The sequence below is a fragment of the Rhizobium sp. T1470 genome, from assembly GCF_042140505.1.
Taxonomy (GTDB): domain Bacteria; phylum Pseudomonadota; class Alphaproteobacteria; order Rhizobiales; family Rhizobiaceae; genus Rhizobium; species Rhizobium favelukesii.
On the sequence record NZ_CP148094.1, the window covers coordinates 378,112 to 400,408 of the forward strand.

Here is a 22,297-nt window from a genome sequence, read left to right on the forward strand (position 1 = left end):
TACGCCGCCTCAGCGTGCGCGACGACGAGCCCCGCCGACCAGAACGAGGATAAATCATGCCAGAGGCAGATGGAGCCGACGAGGCGCTCAATCGGGTGAACACGCATTCCAAGCCGTCCGACCTTCGCATCACCGACATGCGGGTAGCCGAAATTGTCGGCGCGCCGTTCACCTCAGTGCTGCTTAAGATTTACACCAACCAGGGCATCGTCGGGCTTGGCGAGGTGCGCGACGGTGCCAGCGCCACCTACGCGATGATGCTGAAGAGCCGGTTGCTTGGCGAGAACCCTTGCAACATCGATCGACTGTTTCGCCGGATCAAGCAGTTCGGCGGGCACGGCCGGCAAGGCGGCGGCGTATCGGCGGTTGAAATCGCGTTGTGGGATCTTGTCGGCAAGGGCTATGGCGTCCCCATCTACCAGATGCTCGGCGGTCGTTTTCGGGAGAAAGTGCGCGTCTACTGCGATACCGACGCCACCGTGCCGAGCGGCACCGAGACCGGCAAGCGCCTCAAGCAGCGCATGGAGCTCGGCTTCACCTTCCTCAAGATGGATTTGGGACTGATGCAGATCGCGGATGTGCCCGGTGCGGTCGTGTTTCCTGCCGGCTCACTAGAAGGATACCGCGACCACCCCGGTCGCGGCGCAGTGAAGACCTTTGACGAGCGGCGCGTCCGCAACGCTGTGTACGATTTGCATAACGTCCAGCACCCGTTTACCGGCCTCCACTTTTCCGACAAGGGCCTCGACCTGCTTGAGCAATACATCGCCGAGGTTCGTGAGGTCATCGGCATGGATGTGCCGCTCGCGATCGACCATATCGGCCATATCTCAGTGCAGAACGGCATTCGCCTTGCCAGGCGAATTGAAAAATACGTGCCAGCCTGGCTTGAGGACGTGATCCCATGGCAGTACACCGAGCAGTACCGACAACTGCAGGGCGCCACCACGGTGCCGATCTGCACCGGGGAGGACATATACCTGAAGGAGGGCTTCGAGCCTCTGCTCAAGAGTGGCGGCCTCTCCGTTATCCACCCGGACCTGCTCACCAGCGGGGGTATCCTCGAGACCAAGAAGATCGGCGATATGGCGCAGGACCATGGTATCGCCATGGCCATCCACATGGCAGTCGCGACCGCGACTGAAAACTTCATGGCGCTCGAATACCACTCTGCCGATGTCGACTGGTGGGACGATATCGTCACCGGCCTTCCCAAGCCGCTGGTTAAGGACGGCTTTATCACTGTTCCGGACAAGCCGGGCCTGGGGATTGACGACGTCGTCGACGAGGTGATCTCGCAGCATCTGCAGCCGGGTGTCACCGGCATCTGGCAGCCTACGGATCACTGGGACGATGAGTATTCCTGGGATCGCACCTGGAGCTGAGGCGAAAAGGAACGAAGATGAAGATCACCGATCTCCGCTGCGCCGTTATCGGCAAACACCCGATCGTCCGCATCGTTACGGACGAGGGCCTCTATGGCTTGGGCGAAGTCGAATTCACCAAGTCCTACCTCAAGCCCTGGGTGCTGCATTTCCGCGAGGCGCTGGTCGGCGAGGACCCGACCGACGTCGAGAGAGTAATGTTGAAGATCCGCCAACGCGGCTCTTTCAAGCCGTACGGCGCGGCAGTGAGCGCTATTGAGCATGCGCTGTGGGATATTGCTGGCAAGGCCGCGGGCGTGCCCGCCTATAAACTGCTCGGCGGCAAGGTGCGGGACAAGGTGCGCGTCTACAATGGCTCGGTTCGCCAGAAACGCACGGGCGACCGGCCGGAGGATTACGCCGCTGACGTCAAATGGATGATGCAGCAGCCGCAGAACTTCTTCATGGTCAAGCAAGGAATCTCGTTCCACTCCAACATGAAGGACACCATCGAGGGCTTCCACTACGGCGTGACGCAGAAGAAGGCCGGCTATCATGGTGCCATGGATCAGGGCGTGATCAGCGAGCGCGGTTTCAATCACATGCTCGACTGCGTGATCGCGATGAAGGAAGTGCTGGGCGACAAAGTCAGCCTGGCACTCGACTGCGGTCCGGGCTGGATGCTGCCCGATGCGATTAAGTTCGCTCGCGCGGTAGAGAAGTACAATTTGATGTGGCTCGAGGACATGCTGACGGGCGACTATGTGCCGTGGGTCAATCCGCAGGCCTATCGGGAACTGACAACCTCCACCTCGACGCCAATCCACACTGGTGAGCAGATCTACCTGCGGCACAATTTCAAGGAACTGATCGAGACGCAGGCGGTACGCGTCATCGGCCTCGATCCAGCCGATGTTGGCGGCATTGCCGAGCTCAAATGGGTCGCCGAGCACGCCTACATGCACTCGATCCTGATGGCACCGCACGGCACTGCTAACGGCCTGCTGGGCCTCGGCGCGTTGATCAATGTCTGCGCCACGTTGCCGGCAAATTACATCGCCTTCGAATATCCGACCGCCTCCGACCCCTGGTGGGAGGACCTGGTAATCGGCTTGCCGCCGCAGATCGTGAAGGACAGCATGGTGGACCTACTGGAAGCGCCGGGGCTGGGCCTCGATATCGACGCTGAAGGGGCCAGGAGATATCTCAGGGAAGAGGATGCGGGCTTTTTCGACTGAACCTCCCTCCACCTGCCGTGTCCATCTTGTTGGGCGCCAGGTAATAGGGCTTCTCGAAATAGGTGAAATCGATCTGTAAACAGGAAATGAAGGCCTCGATCTTCAAGGTCTTGTCGCTATCGGGTACGGCGGCGGCAACCTCTTCCGACTCCAGCACGATATACTGCGCGTTCTCGATAGCCCTCTTCTATTTCACCACCTGCGGCTGAATGATGTGGAACTGGCTTGCGTCAGGAATGGCAAGTGGCGGGACGTATGCTTGTTCAACGGCTCGCCCTTCGCCCCCTCAGGCAACGTTTTGTGGCACTACGCCGCTGAGGAGCGCTTCGCCATCTTCGACACATCAGCCAAATATTTCGACGCGATGCGCAAAGGCGGCATTGAACCGCTGAGGACCCATGATCTCTCTAAGCTTCGTCTCATCATTTCCACCGGCTCGCCCTTGTCTCACGAGGGCCTCACCTTCGTCTATGAGGGCATCAAGGAGGATGTGCAGCTCGCCTCGATTTCCGGCGGCACCGATATCGTTTCCTGTTTCGTGCTCGGCAATCCTGTAACGCCGGTCTGGCGCGGCGAGATTCAGGGGCCCGGCCTCGGCCTCGCCGTCGATGCGTGGGATGACGAGGGCAGGGCGGTGCGGGCGAGAAGGGCGAGCTGGTCTGCACGCGCGCTTTTCCCTCCCTGCCCGTTGGCTTTTGGAACGACGATAACGGCGCCAAATACCGCGCCGCCTGTTTCGAGCGTTTCGACAATGTCTGGTAGCACGGCGACTTCGCCGAATGGACGGAACATGGCGGCCTGATCATCGATGGCCGCTCGGAGGCGACCCTCAACCCGGGCGGCGTGCGCATCGGCACGCCCGAAATCTACAACCAGGTCGAACGGCTCGACGAAGTCGCCGAAGCCATTTGCATTGGCCAGGACTGGGACGACGACGTTCGGGTGATTCTTTTCGTTCGCCTTGGACCAGGCCTGGCGCTGGACGCCGATCTCGAGAAGAAGATCAAGTCGAAGATCCACACCGGCGCCTCACCGCGTCACGTGCTTGCAAAGGTGACCCAGGTCGCCGATATTCCGCGCACCTCCGGCAAGATCGTCGAACTCGCTGTCCGAGAGGTTGTGCATGGAGGCCAGTGAAAAAAAGGAAGCGCTCGGCAATCCGAAAGCGCTGGAGCTTTATGCGGGGCTCGAAGCGCTGAAGGTTTAGGAGTCAGCGTGATCGATGGCTGGCTGCACAATACAATTTCGATGATTCACGACAAATGCGTTCAATAAATTGCGCTACGCCGCAAATTATTGATTTTTTCAGGTGTTTAAATGATTTAGTTGAGGGTTCGTCGGTTCAGATCATTTCAAGGCGACCATAGAAGAACGAACTTTGCTCTAGAAAATGTCATTCAAATGAATTACGTTTGCGGTGAAGGAGATCCACAGTATGGCTGCAAATGCACTCGTCCAGACTCGGATTGATGCCGACGTAAAAGAACGCGCCACGGCGGTTCTCGAAAATATGGGTTTGACCCTGTCGGATGCTGTCCGAATTCTTCTGACTCGGACAGCAAATGAGGGAGCCGTACCGCTCGAACTTATCAACCACAGCGAGGCTCACGATGCGTGGTTTCGTGCGAAGGTATTACAGGCGCTAGAGGACACTCGACCGGATCTCGACGATGGTGACGCCGAGGTGCGTTTTCGAGAGCGCCGGGCGGTAGCATTACGCAAAGCAGAGGTGCGCGACTGATGAAGCTTGTTTGGGCGCAATATGCGCTTGACGATCGCGATGCCATCTTCAGCTACATTGAAAAAGAAAATCCACGGGCAGCGGCTCATGTCGACGAGGCGATTGTTCGTGCTGCACGTCGTCTTCTTGAGTTTCCTGAAAGTGGACGTCCCGGCCGAATAACTGGCACTCGGGAGTTTGTCATACCGCACACACCTTACTTCGCCGCTTACGTTGTAAAGATCGATAGAATACGGATCCTGCGCGTTTTGCATGGCGCGCAAATGTGGCCTACCGAGGTCGGCGACGAGTAGAGACTTTACCCGGTCCTTGGTCCGAATCTCTTCAAGACCACCAAATGAGAAACCCAGGTTAATCAATGGCTAAGAGGCTTCTTCAACGAGCCTCCGGTTCGATTACTATCAAGGCGGGCGTTATCAGCGCAGACATCCAAGTCGCGATCAGACTGGCCCCGAGCATTTGGGGGATGGCACGATATCGGGCCATCGCGTGGAAGGCAAAAGCCAGGCTATACCAATGATACTGTCGGCTCGCCATCGGCAAACCGCAACCGAAAGTCAACAATGCGATTGCCCGCGAACTGACCGGCTTCGTCTGGGACGTGAGCAGAAATTTGCGGCCAATAGCCCCTTCCGTGATGATCGCAAGAACATCTGATCCCAACAATTTTGGGGCAGTTCTGAACATACCACCTTGCCCGGCGTGCCGCGAAATCCACGCAGGATGAGAATCCTCGATATACGGTGGGGCGAGCTCAGTCTTGTGTCCTTCCTTAAAGAGTGGAAGGCTGGTGACAAACATGGCAAATGCAGTACCCAATCCGCGGATAAGAGCGGATCAATCGCGCATGATCGGATCGCGGCACACCGGTCAGGTTGAAATCGACCGCCTCGATGTAAACTCGGCGAGGTCGTCCTGTGCTTCCCACACCCACGACGGTCATGAGAGCGTGCCTGTGACCCCTACGAGCGCGCGAACCCTAGTAAGGGTTCGATCTCGTGATTGTCGGCCGCCCGGAGCGCCGTGACATAGCGGGCACGGGTCTCGCCAGCGTCAATCAGGTTTGCCCGGCCTCAGCTAAACGGTGGTCGTCCGAGCTGGCGAGCGAGCAGGTCGCCCACCAGGCGGGAAAATCGTCCGTTTCCGTTTGGGAAGGATTGGATGGCGACCAAACGGTGGCTGAACCGGACAGCGATCTCATCGGGTGGATAGGTACCGTGCTCGACCCAATAGCGGCCATCGTCGACTGTCTGCCTGACATCCATTGCGATACGATATGCAGCAACGCCAATGTTCCGGCCCGTCGTGCGGTATTGTCCCGCCCAACGCCACACCTCGCCAAACATGCGGCGGTGCAGCTCGTTCAAGGATTCCTGGTCGAGGACGTCACGCCTTCGTGACATCGCCCAGCGCAAGCCTTCGCCGATGTTGACCTGTTCGGCCTCGTTTAACTCATGCCGCAATGTGATGTAGGAAGGGATGAGCTGCTCCCGCTCCTCGGCGGTTAGCGGTGTGTTCGCTTCGTCATCGTCTTGGAACCGAGGATCGGCGTCTGCCATGGGAGTCAGTCATTCTCCCACAGGCGTCGGGGCGAACCGGCCAGAATGGCGTCAATGAGACGGCGGCGTTCGTCCTCCAGATCCGGCTTGAGCAAAGCTTGGTTTTCCAGCATCATCGTATGATCCAGGCGCGCCATGTCCTGCCCCGCCTTTTCTGCCGCTCGCTCGTGAAGGATGTCGTCGAGTGGCTTGATCGGTACGAAGGCGTAAACGAACGTGCAGTTCATTGCCGCCGCCGCTTCCCGAAGCGTCTTGATCGTCGTCGCGCCCGAAACCTCGGCTTTCTCGATGGCCGGAATGCGCGAGGGGGCTGCCCCCATCCGAGTGGCGAGTTGTCGTGTGCTCATCCCCAGAGCTTCGCGGATGGCTTTCATCCAACCGCGAGGCGGTGCAATGAGCTTAAGTTCCCGCAATGGCGCGAGACGGCGTTCCAGTTGTTTGCGCGCGAGCGCGGCCTGTTTTGTGTTCATAAATATATGTCCATCTACGGATGGATATAGCATAAAAATATGAGCGGAAAAACAGAAAACGAACATATACAAGTGATCGCGGGCGTGGCCCGGTACATTCACCTTAGAGGGGATGTAGCGGGCGCGATGGGAGGGCAACTCCAGCATCACGAAAAGGATGCGAGACCTACCCGCTCGAAGGAGGGCAAGATGAGCTTGAGGCCGATACGCGCGACTATCTATGGATTGGGAACAGTGGAACGAGTAACGGCCCGCTATCTCCAGGAAAGGAATGTAGAGGTGGTGGCAGCGTATGTCACGACGATCGATTTGTCCGACACGGGCTTCTACGGCGCGCAGGTTTCGGAGGAAATCGCCCGTGAGCCGTTGGTGCATCTGGGCCACCATCGGCGTGCGCTGGAAAGCGCTGGAGGCAACATGCTCGATGAAAACAACCTGCCGCATCGCGCATGAAAGAGGACTTATCCTGCGGGTGAAATGCAATCCGGCGTCGGTTTCCAAACTGCAATGACAATAGTGCAGCCATGGTCGACAAGTTCAAATACCGCGAAGCGGTGTCCAGACTCGGGGCGGCGGTGAGTGTCGTGACTCTCTAACGGCGGGACGTCTCGGCGGTCTGCAGCGTCACGGACGCGCCGGCACCATTACTCGCCTACGTCAACCATGCGAGCCGGTCAAACAATGTGATCAAGGCCAGCCGGGTGCTTTGCGTGAACGTGCTCGCCGGCCGCAACCGGACGGTGGCGGACCTGTTTGCAGGATGGACTGGGGTGCCTTCCGACGAGCGGTTTTCTCTCTATTTTAGCCGGCAATACATTTCTGTCAGCGCCTCGGCAGAGCAGCGCAGCCACCCCAGCCGGCAAAACCTACCCGGCCATTCGACCGCTCTCCAATCCGGACTTCAAGATGGCAAGCAAACGCGCGTTGCCAGCGAGCCGGGTTTGATATTCCTGCTCAGCACGCTCGTCGCGATCGGCGCGATGTCGATCAACCTCTACCTCTCGGCATTGCCCGAGCTCGGTGCGGTCTTTGGCGCGTCGGCCGGGACGATGCAGCTGACCGCCTTCGGTTTCCTCATCGGTCTTGCCTGCGGTGGCCATATTTCGCCCGCTAGCCGACCGGCACGGGCGGAAACTGCCGCTTGTAGCCGAGTGCTTGCCGCGCTTCGAATGCGGAGGGTTTCATCGCCGCGCGCGTGATCGTCACGGCAAAAATGAACCAAGTCGATCCTCAGGCCTGGCTTGCCGACCTTCTTGCCCGTATCGCAGATCATCCAGCGAGCAGGATCGACGAACTGTTGCCTTGGGCTTGGAAGGCCGAAAAAGCCGCTATCGCGGTGCCCGCCCAAATAGCTCGACAAAGAGCGCTTTTGAGCGCTCCAGGCCTTCATCCGTCAGGACCAACGACTTCGACTTGTTCACCGGATCCCCGATCATCCCCTTCTTGAACAAGCGATCGGTCGTGGCCCAGTCAAAACCCTTCCACGCCCGGTACCCGTCATGAAGCGTCAGCGACAGCAACGCCAAGACAGCATCATCGATCTTGTCTTCGTCGATATCCATCGCGAGAGCATATCACGAGCAAAGCGAAATTCCTGCGGGTCCTCGCCGAATGCGTCCAGATTTTCCTCGCCTGTCGAGAGTGCCTAATTCCGACCGAAGATCTCGTGTATCTCCATGACAATGAGACAGCTGCGACGACACTTATTCCCTGGTATCGTTGGTCTCGGCCGGGCTCGGCATCGGTTTTGCGCCCGAGTGGGCTGAGGGCCTGCCGAACCGGGCCTTCGAGCTGAAGGCGGTGCGCTGCATCGATTTCGGGATTGGGCTGGCTGTGGCCTGGAACAAGAAGATCGCGCGACGACATCGTCGATTGCGCGGCAACGGCACGGGCCGGGCAGGTGACGATGACCTGGTCGACTGGTCCATACCGGTTTCGCCATACCGGATAGCGAGGGCAGGAACTAAAGTCGGGGATTATGCAAAGCAGCCCCAATCGGCGTCGCCTTGGTGAGTCCATCTGGTAAGATCATCAAGGTGAATGAAAGTCTCGCCGCCATGTCTCTAGAGCGCGCGCCAACGACAGTGAAGGCTGCCTTGCCGCGGAACACTCAGCTGCGGGACAGGTCATGTTTCGTTTTAAACAGGCGCTATTATCAGTCTAATCTTGCCATTGCGAGTTCGGCCTGCCTGTTGAGGCTCGTCATCCAGTCGGTAAAATGCGGCTGGCTTTTGATCTGGCGTCCGTAATGGCGGGAAAGCTCTTTCAAAAGCTCTCCGTTGCGGCCAAGTTGTTCATCAGCAAATCCGATCATTTGAGAATTCGGCCATGCTTGCGGGCGGATGCGAACCAATCTCGCAAACAGGGATTGTGCGCTTTCATCCGGATCCGTCTGGGCCATCAAAGTCAGCATTGCCGCCGTCGATCGAGAAACGCCCATATGACAGTGCACGAGGACGTGGCTGGGAGCCCCACGATCCTCCCGAGCCAGATACTCGGCGCCGAATTTCAGGATGGCTTCGACATGCTCTGGTGCTGGCATGATCAGACCCCGCGTTGCGACGATGATGTCGTGGAAGCGCAATGTCGCGCGGTTGTGCTTTCCGTAAGTCTCGAATACTTCCAGTTCAGGGTGATCCGGATCCACGATCGACAGAACATGCGTGACATTGCGAGCGCTCTGCGCGGGCAGTTCCTGAATACCACAAATGGTCAGCTCAGGGGCAATAACCGATTCCAAAACTCTACCCTCTATGATGATTGTCCGACTGGAGCCGCCGGCGGTTCTAATTAGCAATCATTTCGAGAGGACGCCACAATTTTAGCCTCGGCTCACTCTCCATGGGGCCCATCTCAGTCCACAAGTGAACAAGGGGTCTGCTATCCATCTGAAATCAATGGCTGATGTACAAGCCGCAATACCGGGTCCTTAGGTTCGATGGATAGAGGCTGCGAAGTCAGCTTTTAGTGCCGGCCAGCCAGCGGGCTTCAATGCTTGCGGGGAAATGGTTTGTAAGATTGGCGGGGCTGTCGGACGAGACTAAGGCCCGTCGGCAGGCTCACCGTCTGGGTTCGGCGCTGGCGTCTCTCTTGTATCTCGCGGCGGATGTTTGCGATCGTTAGCATCCTGGGGCGCGCCCTTCTGTTCGGAGTCACGGACAGGCTGCTCTTTAGGGTCTCGCCCCCTGGGTAGGGTTGCAATTTTCTTGGGCATAGCCAGTTCCTCCAGCTTCAACGATAAGAACCGGCTGGCAGGGCTGAAGGTTCCGAGCCAGCCGGGTTGCAATCATCAACGCATAAAAAGAAACTGAAAGGGCCCCATGGCGACCATCGTGGTCGATATCGGGCCCTCCAAATGGCTCGCTGTCTACGACCTTGTTTTTATGTATGGAACGCTATCTTCTCACCTCCACGAGCAGGAGGTATCGATGCGCCAATACTTGCTTTTGACATTGTTATTTGCACCGGGAATCGTGTTCGCACAGGCGCCGGATCTAGAGAAGACCTGCGTAAACGTCGCAAAGAGCTTTTTACTTACCGACCAGATCACTGTCGGGATAGTGCAGTCGTTTCCAGAGCTAAAGCCTCCAGGTGTTCGCATGTCGTATTCCACCAAGCCCGGGGCGCCGAAAGCTGAAATGTCCGATATCTTCGAATGCGAATTCGAAAACCCCAATCCACCCCATCGTTTGTCTCGGTTTTGTGTTTCCAGTACGTGTTACTCGCCGACTGAAGAAGATGGCGAACGTAAGAGACGGTTCGCGGAAATGCGAGTGGTTCTCGATCGAGCTGAAGCCCGTCCATAGTGCTTGAACCGCACCCGCGATGGTGCGCGCCACTCCGTTGGCCGACGACTTATCACTGTGGTGTACGCCATGCATAGTGTGTGGGAAGTAGTCTTTGAAGAGCTTTGCTTCAGCATGTTGAGCGTTTGTGGCGATAGGGGATATCGCGCCACCAGCCGTCCATCCGATTTGAAGATGGAGTTTCATGCTGAATTCCAAAATTGACTAGCGTCAATCGACTGAAATCTCAGCGATTGTTAGCTCCTTTCAAGAGCAAGGGATCGAAAATATCCGGAACCTCGTGCGGTATTGTTTCAGGATTTAATTAGGCAGGTTGACCGGCATGTGCACCGAAGCCCCCGCCTTTTCGGCCGCTGCCCGCAGACGCTTGTCTCTGGTCCATAAGGTCGCTCGCTGGTCAAGGAGGACCGATGCCAGCAAGTGGGCATCCGTGTAGCCAATACCGATGCTGAACATGCCGTGGCGATCGATCATTGTCATGACTTCGTCGGGCGTGGGGCGACAACCGCTCCGCGCTGAGCCGCCAGAAAAGCCATCACACTGCTGCGATCCCGAAGGCTGCCAAGCGCCAGCTCACCGATCACGGCCGGGTGGCAAGTAGACGATCGTGCTCAATAACCCTGCGCAGTTCGGCATCGACATGGCGAAAATGATCAATCCAGATCGAGGTGTCCGCTAGTATCACTTGGCCGCTGCGCTCCGGCGGCGCGGGGCTGCCTCGGCATCGGGCATGGTTCCTCCGAGCGCGATGAGGCGCTTTCCGGACTCCACACGAACAAGCGTCTCCAACGCCTGGCGGACGAGCGCCGCGGTTTCCTTGGTGCCGGTTAAGGACCTGGCCTTTTCCATCAGTGTGTCGTCGAGGTTCATGGTCGATCGCATGATCTGGCTCCCTTGCTAAGGCATGCAACTGAACACCATTTGGTGATTTAATCTATGCCCTGTTTCCGCTCCCACATATCGGGCGCGGTCCTATAACTGAAGCAGCACGACCCAAATTTTGGACAGCGGGGAAGCCCGGCACCGTAACATTGACCGAGGGTTGATATGTTATATCGCAAGCGCCCGTTTGAGGTCGTCGTGTTCGAAGGCGCTGGCCATTCGGGTAATCTCGGCCGAGCGCGCTCCCACTGCCCTTGCGGTGTCGCGCCATTTCGCGGTCACGGTCGCAACCTCTTTGATGATCGCGCGAGCCTGGGGGAGCGCGAGTGCGAAATACTCCGACGCCTCTTCGAAGATTACAAAAAAATCCAGGGTGCCCAGCAAACTGAATCTCGCAGCTGTCGATAGCGCCCCGTAGGCGATGTTCGTCACAAGACTTCACATCAAATGTAAGATTTAATTAACTATAGAATTATGCAACTTCAGATTTTAACGTATCATTTGCAGTTAAAACAATAGCATTCACGACATAAAACTGGGGTGGGTGCTATGAATACAGTCAGTTTAAACAGTCCGACTCTGTCGGGAGAGACTTTCACCAGACGTATCATTTTCCCCATGGCCAGCATCGTGGTTGTTGCAATCGCCGTCGTGCTGGGTTTCGTGCTTGTATCCGCAAGCGGTCAGAATCGACTTGAGGTCGAAGCCTCGACCAAACTCGCAACCGCCGCCCTTCAGGTTAAGGCGAGAGAAGTTGCCCGCAACCTCCGCGACTATGCCGTTTGGGAAGATGTCTACAAGAACCTCCACGAGACTGTGAACGGCGAATGGGCCGCGACCGACGGAAACGTTGGAGCGAACATTTACGAAGGTCTGGGCTATGAGATGGCCTTTGCGATCAATCCGAGCGGCAAGACCGTTTATGCGGTGATCCACGGAGCACCCCAAAAGGTTGATGCGCTCCAAGTGATGCCTCATGGCTTGAAAGATCTCCTACATGTCGCCTCGATACAGACTGATCCGGTCACAAGCATCATCAAGTCCGGGGAAGATGTGTTCATTGTCGCAGCCACGGGAATTCTTCCGCCTTCCATCGAAAGATCGACGGTTCGTCCTAGGGATTTGTCGATGCTGGTGTTCGCCAAGAAACTTGATCAGAAGTTCCTTGACGGGATCGGCCGCGACTATCTTCTGAATGGGCTGGCGATCTCGCCCTCCAAGCCCACCGACGCAGAGGCTTCGATCCCCCTGCTTACGCAGGACCGGGTTTACCTCGGCTCGATTACCTGGTTTCCAGCCAAGCCCGGCTACCAGTTGCTTCGCTTCATCCTGCCGCCGTTGGCAGTCGCGCTTGTTATCCTCGCCGCTTTTTCCTTGCTGGTGGTCCGCAATGCTCGCCGATCCACTCGCGCCCTGGAGGAGTCGGCCAAGACAGTCGAAGCTTATGCACAGACGCTCAAGGAGAGCGAATCTCGGTTCAAGGATGTCGCGGAGGCATCCTCGGACTGGATCTGGGAGAGCGACAACATTCTGCGGCTGGTATACTTTTCGACCCGCTTCACGGAAGTGACGGGCGTGGCGGCCGCGAGCGTCTTAGGCAAGACACTCGAACAGTTTTTTTCGAGCGACGCCGATACCGACGGTTGGCGCCGGCTGATCGAGGAGACCCATGAGCGGACGTCATTTCGGGATCTGAGATGCTGCTATCGTGATGCAGGCGGCCAAACGCGTATCTGCCGGCTCGCAGGACGTCCCATCACAAGTGCGAGCGGTGAATTCCTCGGTTTCCGGGGCACGGCAACCGATATTACCGAGGAGGTCAAGGCACAGGAGCGAGCAACGCACCTGGCACACCATGATGCTCTCACCGGCTTGCCGAACCGCGTGCTCTTCCGCGAACGGCTCAACATCGCATTGGCGGCGAATGCCGTCGAGGCGTCACGCGTTTCCATCATCTGTCTCGACCTCGATCACTTCAAAGAGATCAATGATACGCTTGGACACGGCGCTGGCGACATACTTCTCCAGCAACTCTCGAACAGGCTTTTGGGCTGTGTCCGTTCGAGCGACACCGTTGCCCGGCTCGGCGGCGACGAATTCGCGATCATCCAGGTCGGTGTAAACCAGCCTCTTGAATCCGAACAACTCAGCCGAAGGCTTATCGAAGTCGTGAAAGCCCCGTTCCAACTCGACGGCCAGGACTTTCATATCGGCGTCAGCGTTGGCATCGCGGTTGCGGATACTCGTGACAACGATCCCGAGCGGCTCCTGAAGAATGCCGACATCGCGCTCTACAGGGCAAAGCAAGCTGGCCGCGCGACTTACAAGATCTTCGAAGCCCAAATGGACGTCGAGCTTCAGGCCCGCAAGGCGTTGGAATATGACCTGCGCCAGGCAGTCCTCAAAAACGAGCTCGAAGTTCACTACCAGCCACTCATCGATCTTGAGGCGCGTGCAGTGGCCGCCGTCGAGGCGCTCGTGCGGTGGCGCCACCCCACGCGAGGTCTTGTCTCACCAGCGGAATTCATTCCACTCGCAGAGGAGACGGGTCTGATTGTCGCCATTGGCGAATGGGTTCTTGAAACAGCTTGTCTGCAGGCGCTCGAGTGGCCCCAGCTCCGGGTCGCCGTCAACCTCTCGCCCGTCCAATTTCGAGGCCGTGAACTTGTCGAAACCGTCGACGGTGTTCTTGTGCGAACGGGTCTTGATCCAGCGCGGCTGGAACTGGAAATTACCGAGAGTGTCCTTATCAACGATGCCACAGCCGCGCTCGAGATATTGAACGGTCTGAAAAGCCTCGGTGTCAGGATTGCGATGGACGACTTCGGGACGGGATATTCCTCTTTGGGTTATCTCAACTCGTTCCCGTTCGACAAAATCAAAATCGACAGATCCTTCATCGGAGATATGAGCAGCAAGGACAAGTCTGGCGCGATTGTGAAATCGGTCATCAGTCTCGGCCAGAGCTTAAACATGGTAACGACCGCCGAGGGCGTGGAGACGATCGAGCAGGCTACCTTCCTCACCAACGAAGGCTGCGACCAGCTCCAGGGATTTTATTTCAGCAAACCCGTCACAGCATCGGAACTCACCGCGTTTATCGATCGCTGGGAAGGGTCGGACATAATGTCCATTGTAGCAGCCTAGCCCAAATCGAAATCAGACAGGAAAATTGAAATGACCGCGCAAACCGCGTCTGCCGTCCTGGATGGGTCGGATTTGTCCCCGCGCCAGCTCCAGGCACGGATACAAAGTTCAATTCCATCGCTGGAGAAGGCTCGCCACACAGGGACTCCGCTAGCGAGTTATCCTGACGTCAATACTATTATTGCCGAGTTGCAGCCCACGGAACCGGTTTTTTGCATCTCGCCCTCGAGGTTGCGGGAGTCTGCGCAGAGCTTTCAGTCGTTTCCCGGTCGGGCGCTCTATGCGGTTAAGTGCAATCCACATCCCTTCGTGCTCGAGACCCTCTATCGTTCCGGTATCACGGATTTTGACGTCGCGTCGCTGGATGAGATACGTCTGATCGACGGCATGTTTGGGAAGGCGGCCGGCCAGTTTTTCAACAACCCGGCGAAAACACGCCCCGCCATACGTGCTGCAAGCGAACATCATGGTATTCGCTTCTACACCGCCGACTGTATGGAAGAGATTGAAAAGATCGTCGAGGAAGCCGGCTCTAGGGACGACCTGGTTATTGCCGTCCGCCTTGCTACACGACCGGCCGATGCAAGGTATGTTCTGGCCACCAAGTTTGGTGCCCAGCCCAACGACGCGGCCGAAATGTTGAAGGCCATTCATGCGAGAGGCATCAGGGCCGGGATTTCGTTCCACGTCGGCTCGCAGTGTCTGGCACCCGGCGCATTTGCGGCAGCCGTGGAACTCACTGGAAAGGTCGCTAACAAGGCGGGCGTTCCCCTGAGTGTGCTGAACGTCGGTGGTGGTTTTCCAGCACCCTATCCCGGCGACAAGATCGAGGGGCGGGAGCACTATTTCGGCAATATTGTCCGAGCGGTGCGGATGATCGAGCTGCCCCGCAGCTGCATCGTCCTTTGCGAGCCAGGCCGGAGCCTCGTGGCAACGGCGGGGACGATGATCGTTCAAGTCGTAATGCGCCGAGGATCGAACATTTTCATTAACGATGGCGTTTTTGGCACGTTGCAGGAGCTTGGGCACCCCAAGGAGCATCGCCCGACGCGGCTTGTCAGGAGCCGCGTGCGTTCGGCGGCCCCTCATGTCGATTTCAAGATTTATGGGCCCACCTGCGATTCGAACGATGTTCTGGGAGCACCGTTCAATCTGCCTGAAGACGTTCGCGAGGGCGACTGGATCGAAATCGGGATGATGGGTGCGTACAGTCTGTCGATGCGCACACAGTTCAACGGTTTCTACACCGACAACGTCGTGGCACTGGGTGAATAAAGGCAAATCGCAATGTCTTTAGTCTGCTCGAGCCGTTTGGTCGCCTCGCTGGTCGGAGCTGTGGGGATCGTCCTCTGGGCCACCGAGACGACACTTGTCACCTTCACCACGGCCATCCCGCCTCTTCAGACAGTGGCGACTGCATTTCTCTTCGCCGCCGCCATGTCGCCTTTCGTGTGGCTTGTCACACGCAGCCACCCGCTCGTCGCTTTTCGTCAACCGCCCCGCGTCTGGCTGCTGACGGTGATTTCGCTCGTTGGCTACCATGCCTGTATTTACTATGCCACGCAAAAGGCTCCCGCGGCAGCCGCAGCCCTTCTTCAGGGAACGACACCGCTTATGATCGTGCTCGGCTCTGCTTTCCTCCCTGGAGAGAAGCTCCGATGGTGGCACGTTGTCGGCGCGATGATGGGGTTGGCGGGCGTCATCAGCCTCGTTGATGCTGGCAGCGAAGCGTCCTTTTCGGCGGGAGCGACATTCTATCTCTCGCTGATCGGCGTTGCGGCGGCTCTCTGGGGGATTTATTCCGTTCTGACCAGAGCACTGCCGGAGGTTCCTTCATCGGCCCTCGGAGTGTTCTACGCTGCCTCCGCCATCGTCTCATACATCGCGCACCTGTCCTTTGAGGAGTGGGTTAGGCCCACGACCGGGGAATGGCTGGCAATGGCTGCGCTTGGCTGCTTGCCTATGGGGCTCGCTATCTATTTCTGGGACCATGGGCTGAAGAAAGGGGACATTCAGGCGCTCGGGGCCTTCTCCTATGTTGAGCCGTTTGTCGGGGCTCTTCTCGTCGCTTCATTCACTGCGGCCGCATTCGACCCCTCCCTCTTGTGGGCCGGAGTGCTGATCGTCGGTGGCGCCGTCATCGCCAGCGCGAGCCTCTGGACGCGACAGGAGATCAACACGGCCGGACGCGACGGCGGGAGCAGGATCAAAGGCACAGCGATCCCAGAATCGCTCAACGAAGCCTCGACGCCACAAGAGCCAAGTGCCATGAAAAACCGTTTCCTACAGCGACTTGCCGAGATAGACGACAAGGATAGTGCGGAACCTCTTGCGAGGACGCTGTCAGGTTAACTGACGCAGAGGTCTTTGGATATGATTGCGTCGGGCCATGACCTCCGTTAGCGACAAACGCCACCATCGAAAACCTGCTGTTCTTCCAACACAACACGCACATGTTCTACGGCGATGCAAAGAAGTCGATTTTCGATCTTCTGCTGCAATTGGGATAGGTAACCAGAGCTGAGGACGTTGGTCCGACGGCGCCCGCCCGCCGCCATCTTCGAAGAAGGCAAGTTTATATACGTCGGGGAAAATCCTTGACGTGTCTGACGCCGTTGACGCTGAAATTGAGCGGCAAGTCGCCTCGTGTGGTGGCGCCGGATCTTCCAATTCGCGCTGGCCGAACAGATCGCCTGGGCAAAGATGCTCAACGCCGGGCAGATCTGTACCAACGTCGGTTACCTGCTCCAGCCCGAGACCGCGGGGATGCCTTCGCCAAAGCCGCGCGCAATGATCGTCGAGTTGGCTTGACGAGCCTCGTCCTGCGCACCTATGCGAACGGTCCCTCTTGATTTGAGTTTTAGCTGAAGCGGCTGAAAGCTGACTGAAAGCTTGGCCTGCTACTGTCGTCGTCGCATCGTGGAGGAGACACGAGCCCGTGTGTTAATGGCGATGCTGACAACTACTAGGAGGATACAGTCTATGCGTTGTACGCGCGCACTTCTTCATTCTGCTGCCGTTTTCGCCTTCCTTGCCAGCGCCGCCATGGCAACCGCAACGTCAGCCAATGCTTCTGATAAGATCACGATCATGGTCGGCGGTTACGAAAAGCAGATCTATTTGCCGGCAAAGCTCGCCGAGACGCTTGGCTATTTCAAGGAGGAGGGCCTCGATGTCGAACTTCTGAACGAGGCGGCTGGCGTCGATGCAGAAAATCAGCTGCTTGCCGGCGCCGTGCAAGGGGTCGTCGGCTTTTATGATCACTGCGTTGATCTGCAGGCGAAAGGCAAATTCGTCGAATCGATCGTCCAGTTCAGCCAGGCGCCGGGTGAGGTTGTGCTTGTTTCGAGCAAGCATCCAGAAATCAATGCCCCCAGCGACTTTAAAGGCAAGACGATCGGAGTGACAGGGCTTGGCTCCTCGACCAATTTCCTGACGCTGTACATGGCATCGAAGGCTGGATTGCAATCCGGAGACGTCGTCACCGTCCCAGTGGGTGCTGGAGGAACGTTCATCGCCGCTATGCAGCAGGATCAGATCCAGGCAGGTATGACGACGGAGCCAACAATTTCGCGCATGGTCAAGACCGGCGAGGCATCGGTTCTCGTCGATATGCGCACCGTCGAGTCTACGCGCAAGGCGCTCGGCGGCACCTATCCGGCTGCCTCTGTCTACATGGAGAGCGCCTGGGTCGACGCACATAAGGAGGAGGCTCAGAAGCTTGCCAATGCGTTCGTAAAGACCCTGAAATTCATCAATACGCATTCTGCCGCCGAGATCGCCGAAAAAATGCCTAAGGATTTCTATGTCGGTGACAAGGACGGCTATATCAACGCACTCGAGGCGGGCAAGGGCATGTTCACGCCGGACGGTGTCATGCCCGAAGACGGCCCGAAGACCATTCTAGCCGTACTCTCGGAATTCTCCAAAAACGTCAAGGGCAAGCAAATCGATCTTTCGAAGACCTACACGACCGAATTCGTAAAGAACGTCAAATAAGCGCCCCTTCGCAGCACGTCCGGTCAAGCCGGAACCAGTTCCCTTGAACAAAAAGCACCTGTACGCGCGCCTACAGGCATGCGCGAGGATATCTCATGACAGAACTTATAACCCATGATCCAGCGATCGAATTGATCAATGTGAGTCGCCGCTTCGTTTCTCCGACCGGCAAGTCTCTGACTGCGCTTCGCGATTTCAACATGACCGTCGAACGCGGTGAGTTCGTTGCCGTGGTCGGCCCCACGGGGTGCGGGTTGCCGTGGTCGGCCCCACGGGGTGCGGCAAGTCGACGACGCTCAATCTCGTCACCGGCCTCGCGCGGCCGAGTGCTGGCGAAGTCCGCCTTATGGGCGGGCCTGTGTCTGGCATCGATCCGCGCGTTGGCTTCGCCTTTCAGACGGATGCCCTCTTCCCCTGGAGGAACGTGATCGACAATGTAATGGCTGGTCCCCTGTTTCGCGGCAAGCCACGCGACGTTGCGGAAACGTCGGCCAAGGGCTGGCTGGCACGCGTCGGACTTTCAAAATTCATGAACCACTATCCGCATCAGCTGTCCGGCGGCATGCGCAAGCGCGCTGCGCTCGCGCAGACCTTCGTCAATGAGCCGGAAATCCTACTCATGGATGAGCCCTTTTCCGCGCTCGACGTGCAGACACGCACCGTCATGCACGAGGAACTGCTGAGACTATGGGCGGAGCGCAAGGCATCTGTGGTTTTCGTCACGCACGACCTCGAGGAAGCCGTCGCACTTGCCGACAAGGTCTATGTCCTGACCGCCGGACCCGCAACTGTTAAGTCGGTCTACAAGATCGACCTGCCACGGCCGCGCGTTGTGTCGGAAATCCGTTACGAACAGCAATTCATCGACTACTGCAAGACCATCTGGGATGATCTGCGACAGGAGGTGGAAACCAGTTATCGCCGTGCGAGCGAAGCGGCATAGGGAGGCCTTAGCAATGGCAAACGTACCCATGGAGACGGCGCGTGTAGTTTTTCGCCCGGGCACCTCTGATGCCGAAATCGAAGCTGTCGCATTGAAGTCCATCAAGCGCCGCAAGCAAACGGTTTTGTTCTGGCAGATCGCCATTCTCGTCGCGACACTCGGGCTTTGGGAGTTGTCGTCCGCAATGGTCTGGATCGACCCGTTCTTCTATGCAAGCCCAAGCGCCATCGCCGCACGGCTCTACGACTGGGCCCTCAACGGCACAACGGAAGGTTCGCTTTGGTATAACCTGTGGGTTACCATGCAAGAAGCGTTGATCGGCTTTTTCGCCGGCTCGATCGCGGGTGTATTCGTTGGCGTCGGTCTTGGCCGCAACCGCTTCCTCTCGGATATCTTCTCCGTTTATATCAAAGCGATCAACTCGATCCCGCGCGTTGTGCTTGCACCAATCTTCATCATGATCATGGGTCTTGGGTTGCCATCGAAGGTAGCGCTCGCCTTCATCATGGTGTTCTTCGTGGTTTTCGCAAACGCTTTTCAGGGTGTGCGGGAAGCAGACCGCAACATGATCGCCAATGCGCGCATTCTCGGCGCCTCCAATTGGCAGGTAACCCGTAGTGTTATCGTTCCATCGGCGATGAGCTGGATCTTCGCGAGCCTGCATGTTTCGTTCGGCTTTGCTATCATCGGCGCGATCGTTGGCGAGTTTGTCGGCGCCCGCTTTGGCATTGGCCAGCTGATTTCGATCGCCAAGGGGACTTTCGATGCAGCGGGCATGTTCGCGGCGATTATCCTCGTCATGATCTTTACACTGGTTGCAGAGGCAATCATGACCGTGATCGAGAACCGCCTAGCCAAGTGGCGGCCACAACAGATGGACGTTCAGTAATCCTCTCAAGCCTTGCTGGAACGCTGAAAGGGCCGGGTGAGATGCTCGGCCCTTTTGGTTTTCACGGCCCAAGCGGCAATGTTACAAGGACAAGAAGTCCTCCGTCTTTTCCATCACCAAGTTCGATCGTGCCTCCGGCGCTATCGACCACTTCCCGCACGATTGCCAACCCGAGACCGCTACCCTCGGTCTGTGTGCCGATCACTCGATAGAAGCGTTCGAATACCTGCGTGCGCTCGCCTTCTGGAATTCCCGGGCCGGTGTCTTCGACCGTGAGGATTGCCATATCTCGCAGTGACTTGACCGTAGCGGTTACCGCGCCGCCAGCTGGCGTATAGCGCAGAGCGTTGTCGACCAGGTTGACTACCAACTCGCCGAGCATGGTCGCATCACCAGTCACATTCACTGGACCGTTATTGTCGAAACCGAGATCAATGCTGCGTTTCAATGCCTCTTCGGCGACATCTTCGAGTACGGAACGTGTGAGAGCCGCCAAGTCGATATTGTCCCTGCGTGGGCGGAAGTTGCCGGGCTCGGCCCGGGAAAGAGCAAGTAGCTGCCCAGCCAGCCTTGTAACTTGACGCGTGCTTTTCTGCAGAGCTTGAAGTGCTTCATCGCGCTGACGAATGTCAACTTCCCTGGCAGCCACCGCGGCCTGGGTCGCGATCAGCGCCAGTGGGGTTCGCAATTGGTGGGCGGCATTGGCAACAAAGCGCCGCTGAGCCGCCATCTGATTTTGCACGCTCTCCATATGCTCGTTCAAGGCGTGAACGAGCGGCTGCAGTTCTGTCTGTACCATTGATGGCGGGAATGGGTCGAGGCGGTCACGACCACGTTGGCGCACAGCGTCGCGCAGACGCAATATGGGGGAAAGTCCGCGTTGGAGACCGATGATAGTGACAAGGCCTGCCAGTAGAACAAGCGCAAGCTCGTTTGCGAAATCGGAAAGCCAGAGCTGGCGTCGAATTGCATATTGGCTGCCATGCGTGACACCGACCGTCACAGCAATCGTTCCATCTCCCGCAAGGCCCACGACTGGATGCTCAAGCATGAGCGCTCGAATACTTTGATCGTGAAATATCAAATCCTGGCCCTTCAGCGCGACCGGCGGCGACGGCAGATCGGGATATCCTGACAGTAGGTTACCCCAGGGCGTGGTCACGCGATAGAAGACCTGATCGCCAAAGCCGGTGTCAAACATCTCCAATGCGGCGGGGGGAATTTCGACCTGAACGGAGCCACTGTCGTCGACGTGCACGGCCTCGGCAATGACACGAGCCGATGCCAGCAAAGTGCGATCGGTGACGAGCTGGGCGGCGGCAGCGGCAGAGCGGAAGCTCAAATAGAGGTTGACGCAGATTGCTCCAGCTAGCGTCAAAACGACCAGTGAGACCAGTTGGACACGCAGACTGCGCTTTAGCCGAGCAATTCCGCCTGGCAGCCTTCGGATCAGCGATTTTGGTCCTTTAAACATGGCGCAGCAGATAGCCAAGGCCGCGCAGCGTTACGATCTGAATGGAGCTGCCTTCGAGCTTCTTTCGGAGTCGATGGACGTAGATTTCGATTGCGCTCGCATCCGCAACATCATCGAATCCAAAGACCCCTTCGGAAAGGGATGCTTTCGTCACAGTCGCTCCCGCTTTCATTATCAGGTGCTCGAGCACGGCGTGTTCGCGAGGCGTGAGCTGTAGTGGCTGCCCGCGCAGCGAAAACTGTCGTGTTTTGCCATCAAGGACTAGGTCTCCAACGACAATTTGCGGCGCTGCGACGTCATGACCGCGCCTGATCACCGCGCGGATTCTCGCTTCAAGTTCCGCAATTTCAAACGGCTTGGCGAGATAGTCGTCCGCACCGCTATCAAGACCGGCAACACGACCCTCCAAGCTGGCGTTTGCAGTGAGAATGATGACGGGCACCTTATTGCCGGCGCGGCGCAGCTGCTTCAAGACGGTCATGCCGTCTAACTTGGGTAGGGACAGATCGAGGATAACGGCCGAATAGGCTGCAAGATGTAGCATATGCTCAGCGTCAAGGCCGTCGGCCGCAATATCCACAGTGTACTGCGTTTGCCTTAGAGCCTTCGCGAGCCAGGCAGCAAGGTCGGCGTTGTCTTCCACAATAAGCAGGCGCATTTTCCGTGCTCACGTCAATAGGCGACCACCAACCTATCATTGGTCAATGCCGATCAGAACTCTGGAATGACAATCTTCCGTCCTGTTTTTTCCCACGTGGTGACGAGTTGTCACAGCGATAGCGGCA

Annotated in this window: 18 protein-coding genes and 9 pseudogenes; 17 read left to right on the top strand and 10 right to left on the bottom strand. The window is 57.6% G+C overall.

The features are described 5' to 3' along the window. Nucleotides 1-56: 56 nt before the first annotated feature. Nucleotides 57-1,385: a mandelate racemase/muconate lactonizing enzyme family protein gene (locus WGT02_RS36175; RefSeq protein ID WP_208245262.1), complete on the top strand. Its 1,329-nt coding sequence runs from the start codon at nt 57-59 to the stop codon at nt 1,383-1,385. 17 nt (nt 1,386-1,402) lie between these two features. Then, on the top strand, nt 1,403-2,602 hold the full coding sequence (locus WGT02_RS36180) for a mandelate racemase/muconate lactonizing enzyme family protein (protein WP_208245260.1): 1,200 nt from the start codon (nt 1,403-1,405) through the stop codon (nt 2,600-2,602). A gap of 16 nt (nt 2,603-2,618) precedes the next feature. Here WGT02_RS36180 and WGT02_RS36185 read toward each other — a convergent pair. After that, nucleotides 2,619-2,780: pseudogene (locus WGT02_RS36185) on the bottom strand (Ku protein); the annotation flags it as partial. 4 nt (nt 2,781-2,784) lie between these two features. Here WGT02_RS36185 and WGT02_RS36190 point away from each other — a divergent pair. From WGT02_RS36190 to WGT02_RS36200, 3 genes and pseudogenes are all read left to right on the top strand, one after another. Further along, nucleotides 2,785-3,809 (top strand): annotated as a pseudogene (locus tag WGT02_RS36190) (acetoacetate--CoA ligase); the annotation flags it as partial. Nucleotides 3,810-4,037: 228 nt separating this feature from the next. Beyond that, entirely contained in the window at nt 4,038-4,343 is a 306-nt protein-coding gene (locus tag WGT02_RS36195) for a type II toxin-antitoxin system RelB/DinJ family antitoxin (protein WP_024316375.1), read from the top strand. Beyond that, the gene (locus WGT02_RS36200; protein WP_208245258.1) at nt 4,343-4,636 is read left to right on the top strand and encodes a type II toxin-antitoxin system RelE/ParE family toxin; all 294 of its coding nucleotides are present in this window, start codon (nt 4,343-4,345) and stop codon (nt 4,634-4,636) included. Before WGT02_RS36195 ends, WGT02_RS36200 begins: the two co-directional genes overlap by 1 nt. A 669-nt stretch (nt 4,637-5,305) precedes the next feature. On the opposite strand, the pseudogene WGT02_RS36205 reads toward WGT02_RS36200, so the two are convergent. Next, nucleotides 5,306-5,902, bottom strand: a pseudogene (locus tag WGT02_RS36205) (mobile mystery protein B). A gap of 5 nt (nt 5,903-5,907) precedes the next feature. Next, nucleotides 5,908-6,519 (bottom strand): mobile mystery protein A, encoded by a 612-nt coding sequence (locus WGT02_RS36210; RefSeq protein ID WP_225040559.1) that lies wholly within the window; start codon nt 6,517-6,519, stop codon nt 5,908-5,910. A gap of 42 nt (nt 6,520-6,561) precedes the next feature. On the opposite strand from WGT02_RS36210, the gene WGT02_RS36215 reads away from it, so the two are divergent. The 3 genes and pseudogenes from WGT02_RS36215 to WGT02_RS36225 form a co-directional block, all read left to right on the top strand. Further along, nucleotides 6,562-6,825, top strand: coding sequence for a hypothetical protein (locus WGT02_RS36215; RefSeq protein ID WP_208245256.1), 264 nt, complete (start codon nt 6,562-6,564; stop codon nt 6,823-6,825). Nucleotides 6,826-6,989: 164 nt separating this feature from the next. Then, a pseudogene (locus tag WGT02_RS36220) lies at nt 6,990-7,571 on the top strand (hypothetical protein); the annotation flags it as partial. Continuing rightward, nucleotides 7,568-7,690 (top strand): annotated as a pseudogene (locus WGT02_RS36225) (transposase domain-containing protein); the annotation flags it as partial. The pseudogenes WGT02_RS36220 and WGT02_RS36225, both read left to right, overlap by 4 nt. A gap of 10 nt (nt 7,691-7,700) precedes the next feature. On the opposite strand, the gene WGT02_RS36230 reads toward WGT02_RS36225, so the two are convergent. Continuing rightward, nucleotides 7,701-7,934: a DUF6429 family protein gene (locus WGT02_RS36230; RefSeq protein ID WP_208245255.1), complete on the bottom strand. Its 234-nt coding sequence runs from the start codon at nt 7,932-7,934 to the stop codon at nt 7,701-7,703. Nucleotides 7,935-8,061: 127 nt separating this feature from the next. On the opposite strand from WGT02_RS36230, the pseudogene WGT02_RS36235 reads away from it, so the two are divergent. Then, nucleotides 8,062-8,323, top strand: a pseudogene (locus tag WGT02_RS36235) (hypothetical protein); the annotation flags it as partial. 204 nt (nt 8,324-8,527) lie between these two features. On the opposite strand, the gene WGT02_RS36240 reads toward WGT02_RS36235, so the two are convergent. Continuing rightward, nucleotides 8,528-9,112, bottom strand: coding sequence for a tyrosine phosphatase family protein (locus tag WGT02_RS36240; RefSeq protein WP_024316367.1), 585 nt, complete (start codon nt 9,110-9,112; stop codon nt 8,528-8,530). Nucleotides 9,113-9,692: 580 nt separating this feature from the next. Here WGT02_RS36240 and WGT02_RS36245 point away from each other — a divergent pair. Beyond that, the gene (locus tag WGT02_RS36245; RefSeq protein ID WP_309475105.1) at nt 9,693-10,178 is read left to right on the top strand and encodes a hypothetical protein; all 486 of its coding nucleotides are present in this window, start codon (nt 9,693-9,695) and stop codon (nt 10,176-10,178) included. Between the two features lie 300 nt (nt 10,179-10,478). On the opposite strand, the pseudogene WGT02_RS36250 reads toward WGT02_RS36245, so the two are convergent. The 3 genes and pseudogenes from WGT02_RS36250 to WGT02_RS36260 form a co-directional block, all read right to left on the bottom strand. Continuing rightward, nucleotides 10,479-10,863, bottom strand: a pseudogene (locus tag WGT02_RS36250) (type II toxin-antitoxin system VapC family toxin). Then, nucleotides 10,860-11,060 carry a type II toxin-antitoxin system VapB family antitoxin gene (locus tag WGT02_RS36255; protein ID WP_024316365.1) on the bottom strand — a complete coding sequence of 67 codons (201 nt, stop codon included), beginning with the start codon at nt 11,058-11,060 and terminating at the stop codon, nt 10,860-10,862. The pseudogene WGT02_RS36250 and the gene WGT02_RS36255 overlap by 4 nt, the downstream one beginning before the upstream one ends. Nucleotides 11,061-11,228: 168 nt before the next feature. Further along, nucleotides 11,229-11,417: pseudogene (locus WGT02_RS36260) on the bottom strand (type II toxin-antitoxin system HipA family toxin); the annotation flags it as partial. 192 nt (nt 11,418-11,609) lie between these two features. Between WGT02_RS36260 and WGT02_RS36265 the strand changes: the two are divergent. The 7 genes and pseudogenes from WGT02_RS36265 (at nt 11,610) to WGT02_RS36295 (ending at nt 20,038) form a co-directional block, all read left to right on the top strand. Then, nucleotides 11,610-14,207 (top strand): EAL domain-containing protein, encoded by a 2,598-nt coding sequence (locus WGT02_RS36265; RefSeq protein ID WP_208245253.1) that lies wholly within the window; start codon nt 11,610-11,612, stop codon nt 14,205-14,207. Between the two features lie 30 nt (nt 14,208-14,237). Further along, entirely contained in the window at nt 14,238-15,482 is a 1,245-nt protein-coding gene (locus tag WGT02_RS36270; RefSeq protein ID WP_208245251.1) for a type III PLP-dependent enzyme, read from the top strand. A gap of 12 nt (nt 15,483-15,494) precedes the next feature. Next, nucleotides 15,495-16,559 carry a DMT family transporter gene (locus WGT02_RS36275; RefSeq protein ID WP_082321280.1) on the top strand — a complete coding sequence of 355 codons (1,065 nt, stop codon included), beginning with the start codon at nt 15,495-15,497 and terminating at the stop codon, nt 16,557-16,559. A gap of 294 nt (nt 16,560-16,853) precedes the next feature. Then, nucleotides 16,854-17,018 carry a hypothetical protein gene (locus WGT02_RS36280; protein WP_157997375.1) on the top strand — a complete coding sequence of 55 codons (165 nt, stop codon included), beginning with the start codon at nt 16,854-16,856 and terminating at the stop codon, nt 17,016-17,018. Between the two features lie 171 nt (nt 17,019-17,189). Then, complete coding sequence (locus WGT02_RS36285) at nt 17,190-18,206, top strand: ABC transporter substrate-binding protein (RefSeq protein WP_024316360.1); 1,017 nt, start codon at nt 17,190-17,192, stop codon at nt 18,204-18,206. A gap of 95 nt (nt 18,207-18,301) precedes the next feature. Continuing rightward, nucleotides 18,302-19,149, top strand: a pseudogene (locus tag WGT02_RS36290) (ABC transporter ATP-binding protein). Nucleotides 19,150-19,162: 13 nt separating this feature from the next. Beyond that, entirely contained in the window at nt 19,163-20,038 is an 876-nt protein-coding gene (locus WGT02_RS36295) for an ABC transporter permease (RefSeq protein WP_024316358.1), read from the top strand. 61 nt (nt 20,039-20,099) lie between these two features. Here WGT02_RS36295 and WGT02_RS36300 read toward each other — a convergent pair whose 3' ends face one another. Then, nucleotides 20,100-21,512 (bottom strand): sensor histidine kinase, encoded by a 1,413-nt coding sequence (locus tag WGT02_RS36300; protein ID WP_024316357.1) that lies wholly within the window; start codon nt 21,510-21,512, stop codon nt 20,100-20,102. Further along, a complete protein-coding gene (locus tag WGT02_RS36305) occupies nt 21,505-22,170 on the bottom strand; it encodes a response regulator (RefSeq protein ID WP_040680785.1) in 666 nt (221 codons plus the stop codon). Before WGT02_RS36305 ends, WGT02_RS36300 begins: the two co-directional genes overlap by 8 nt. Nucleotides 22,171-22,297 lie beyond the last annotated feature (127 nt).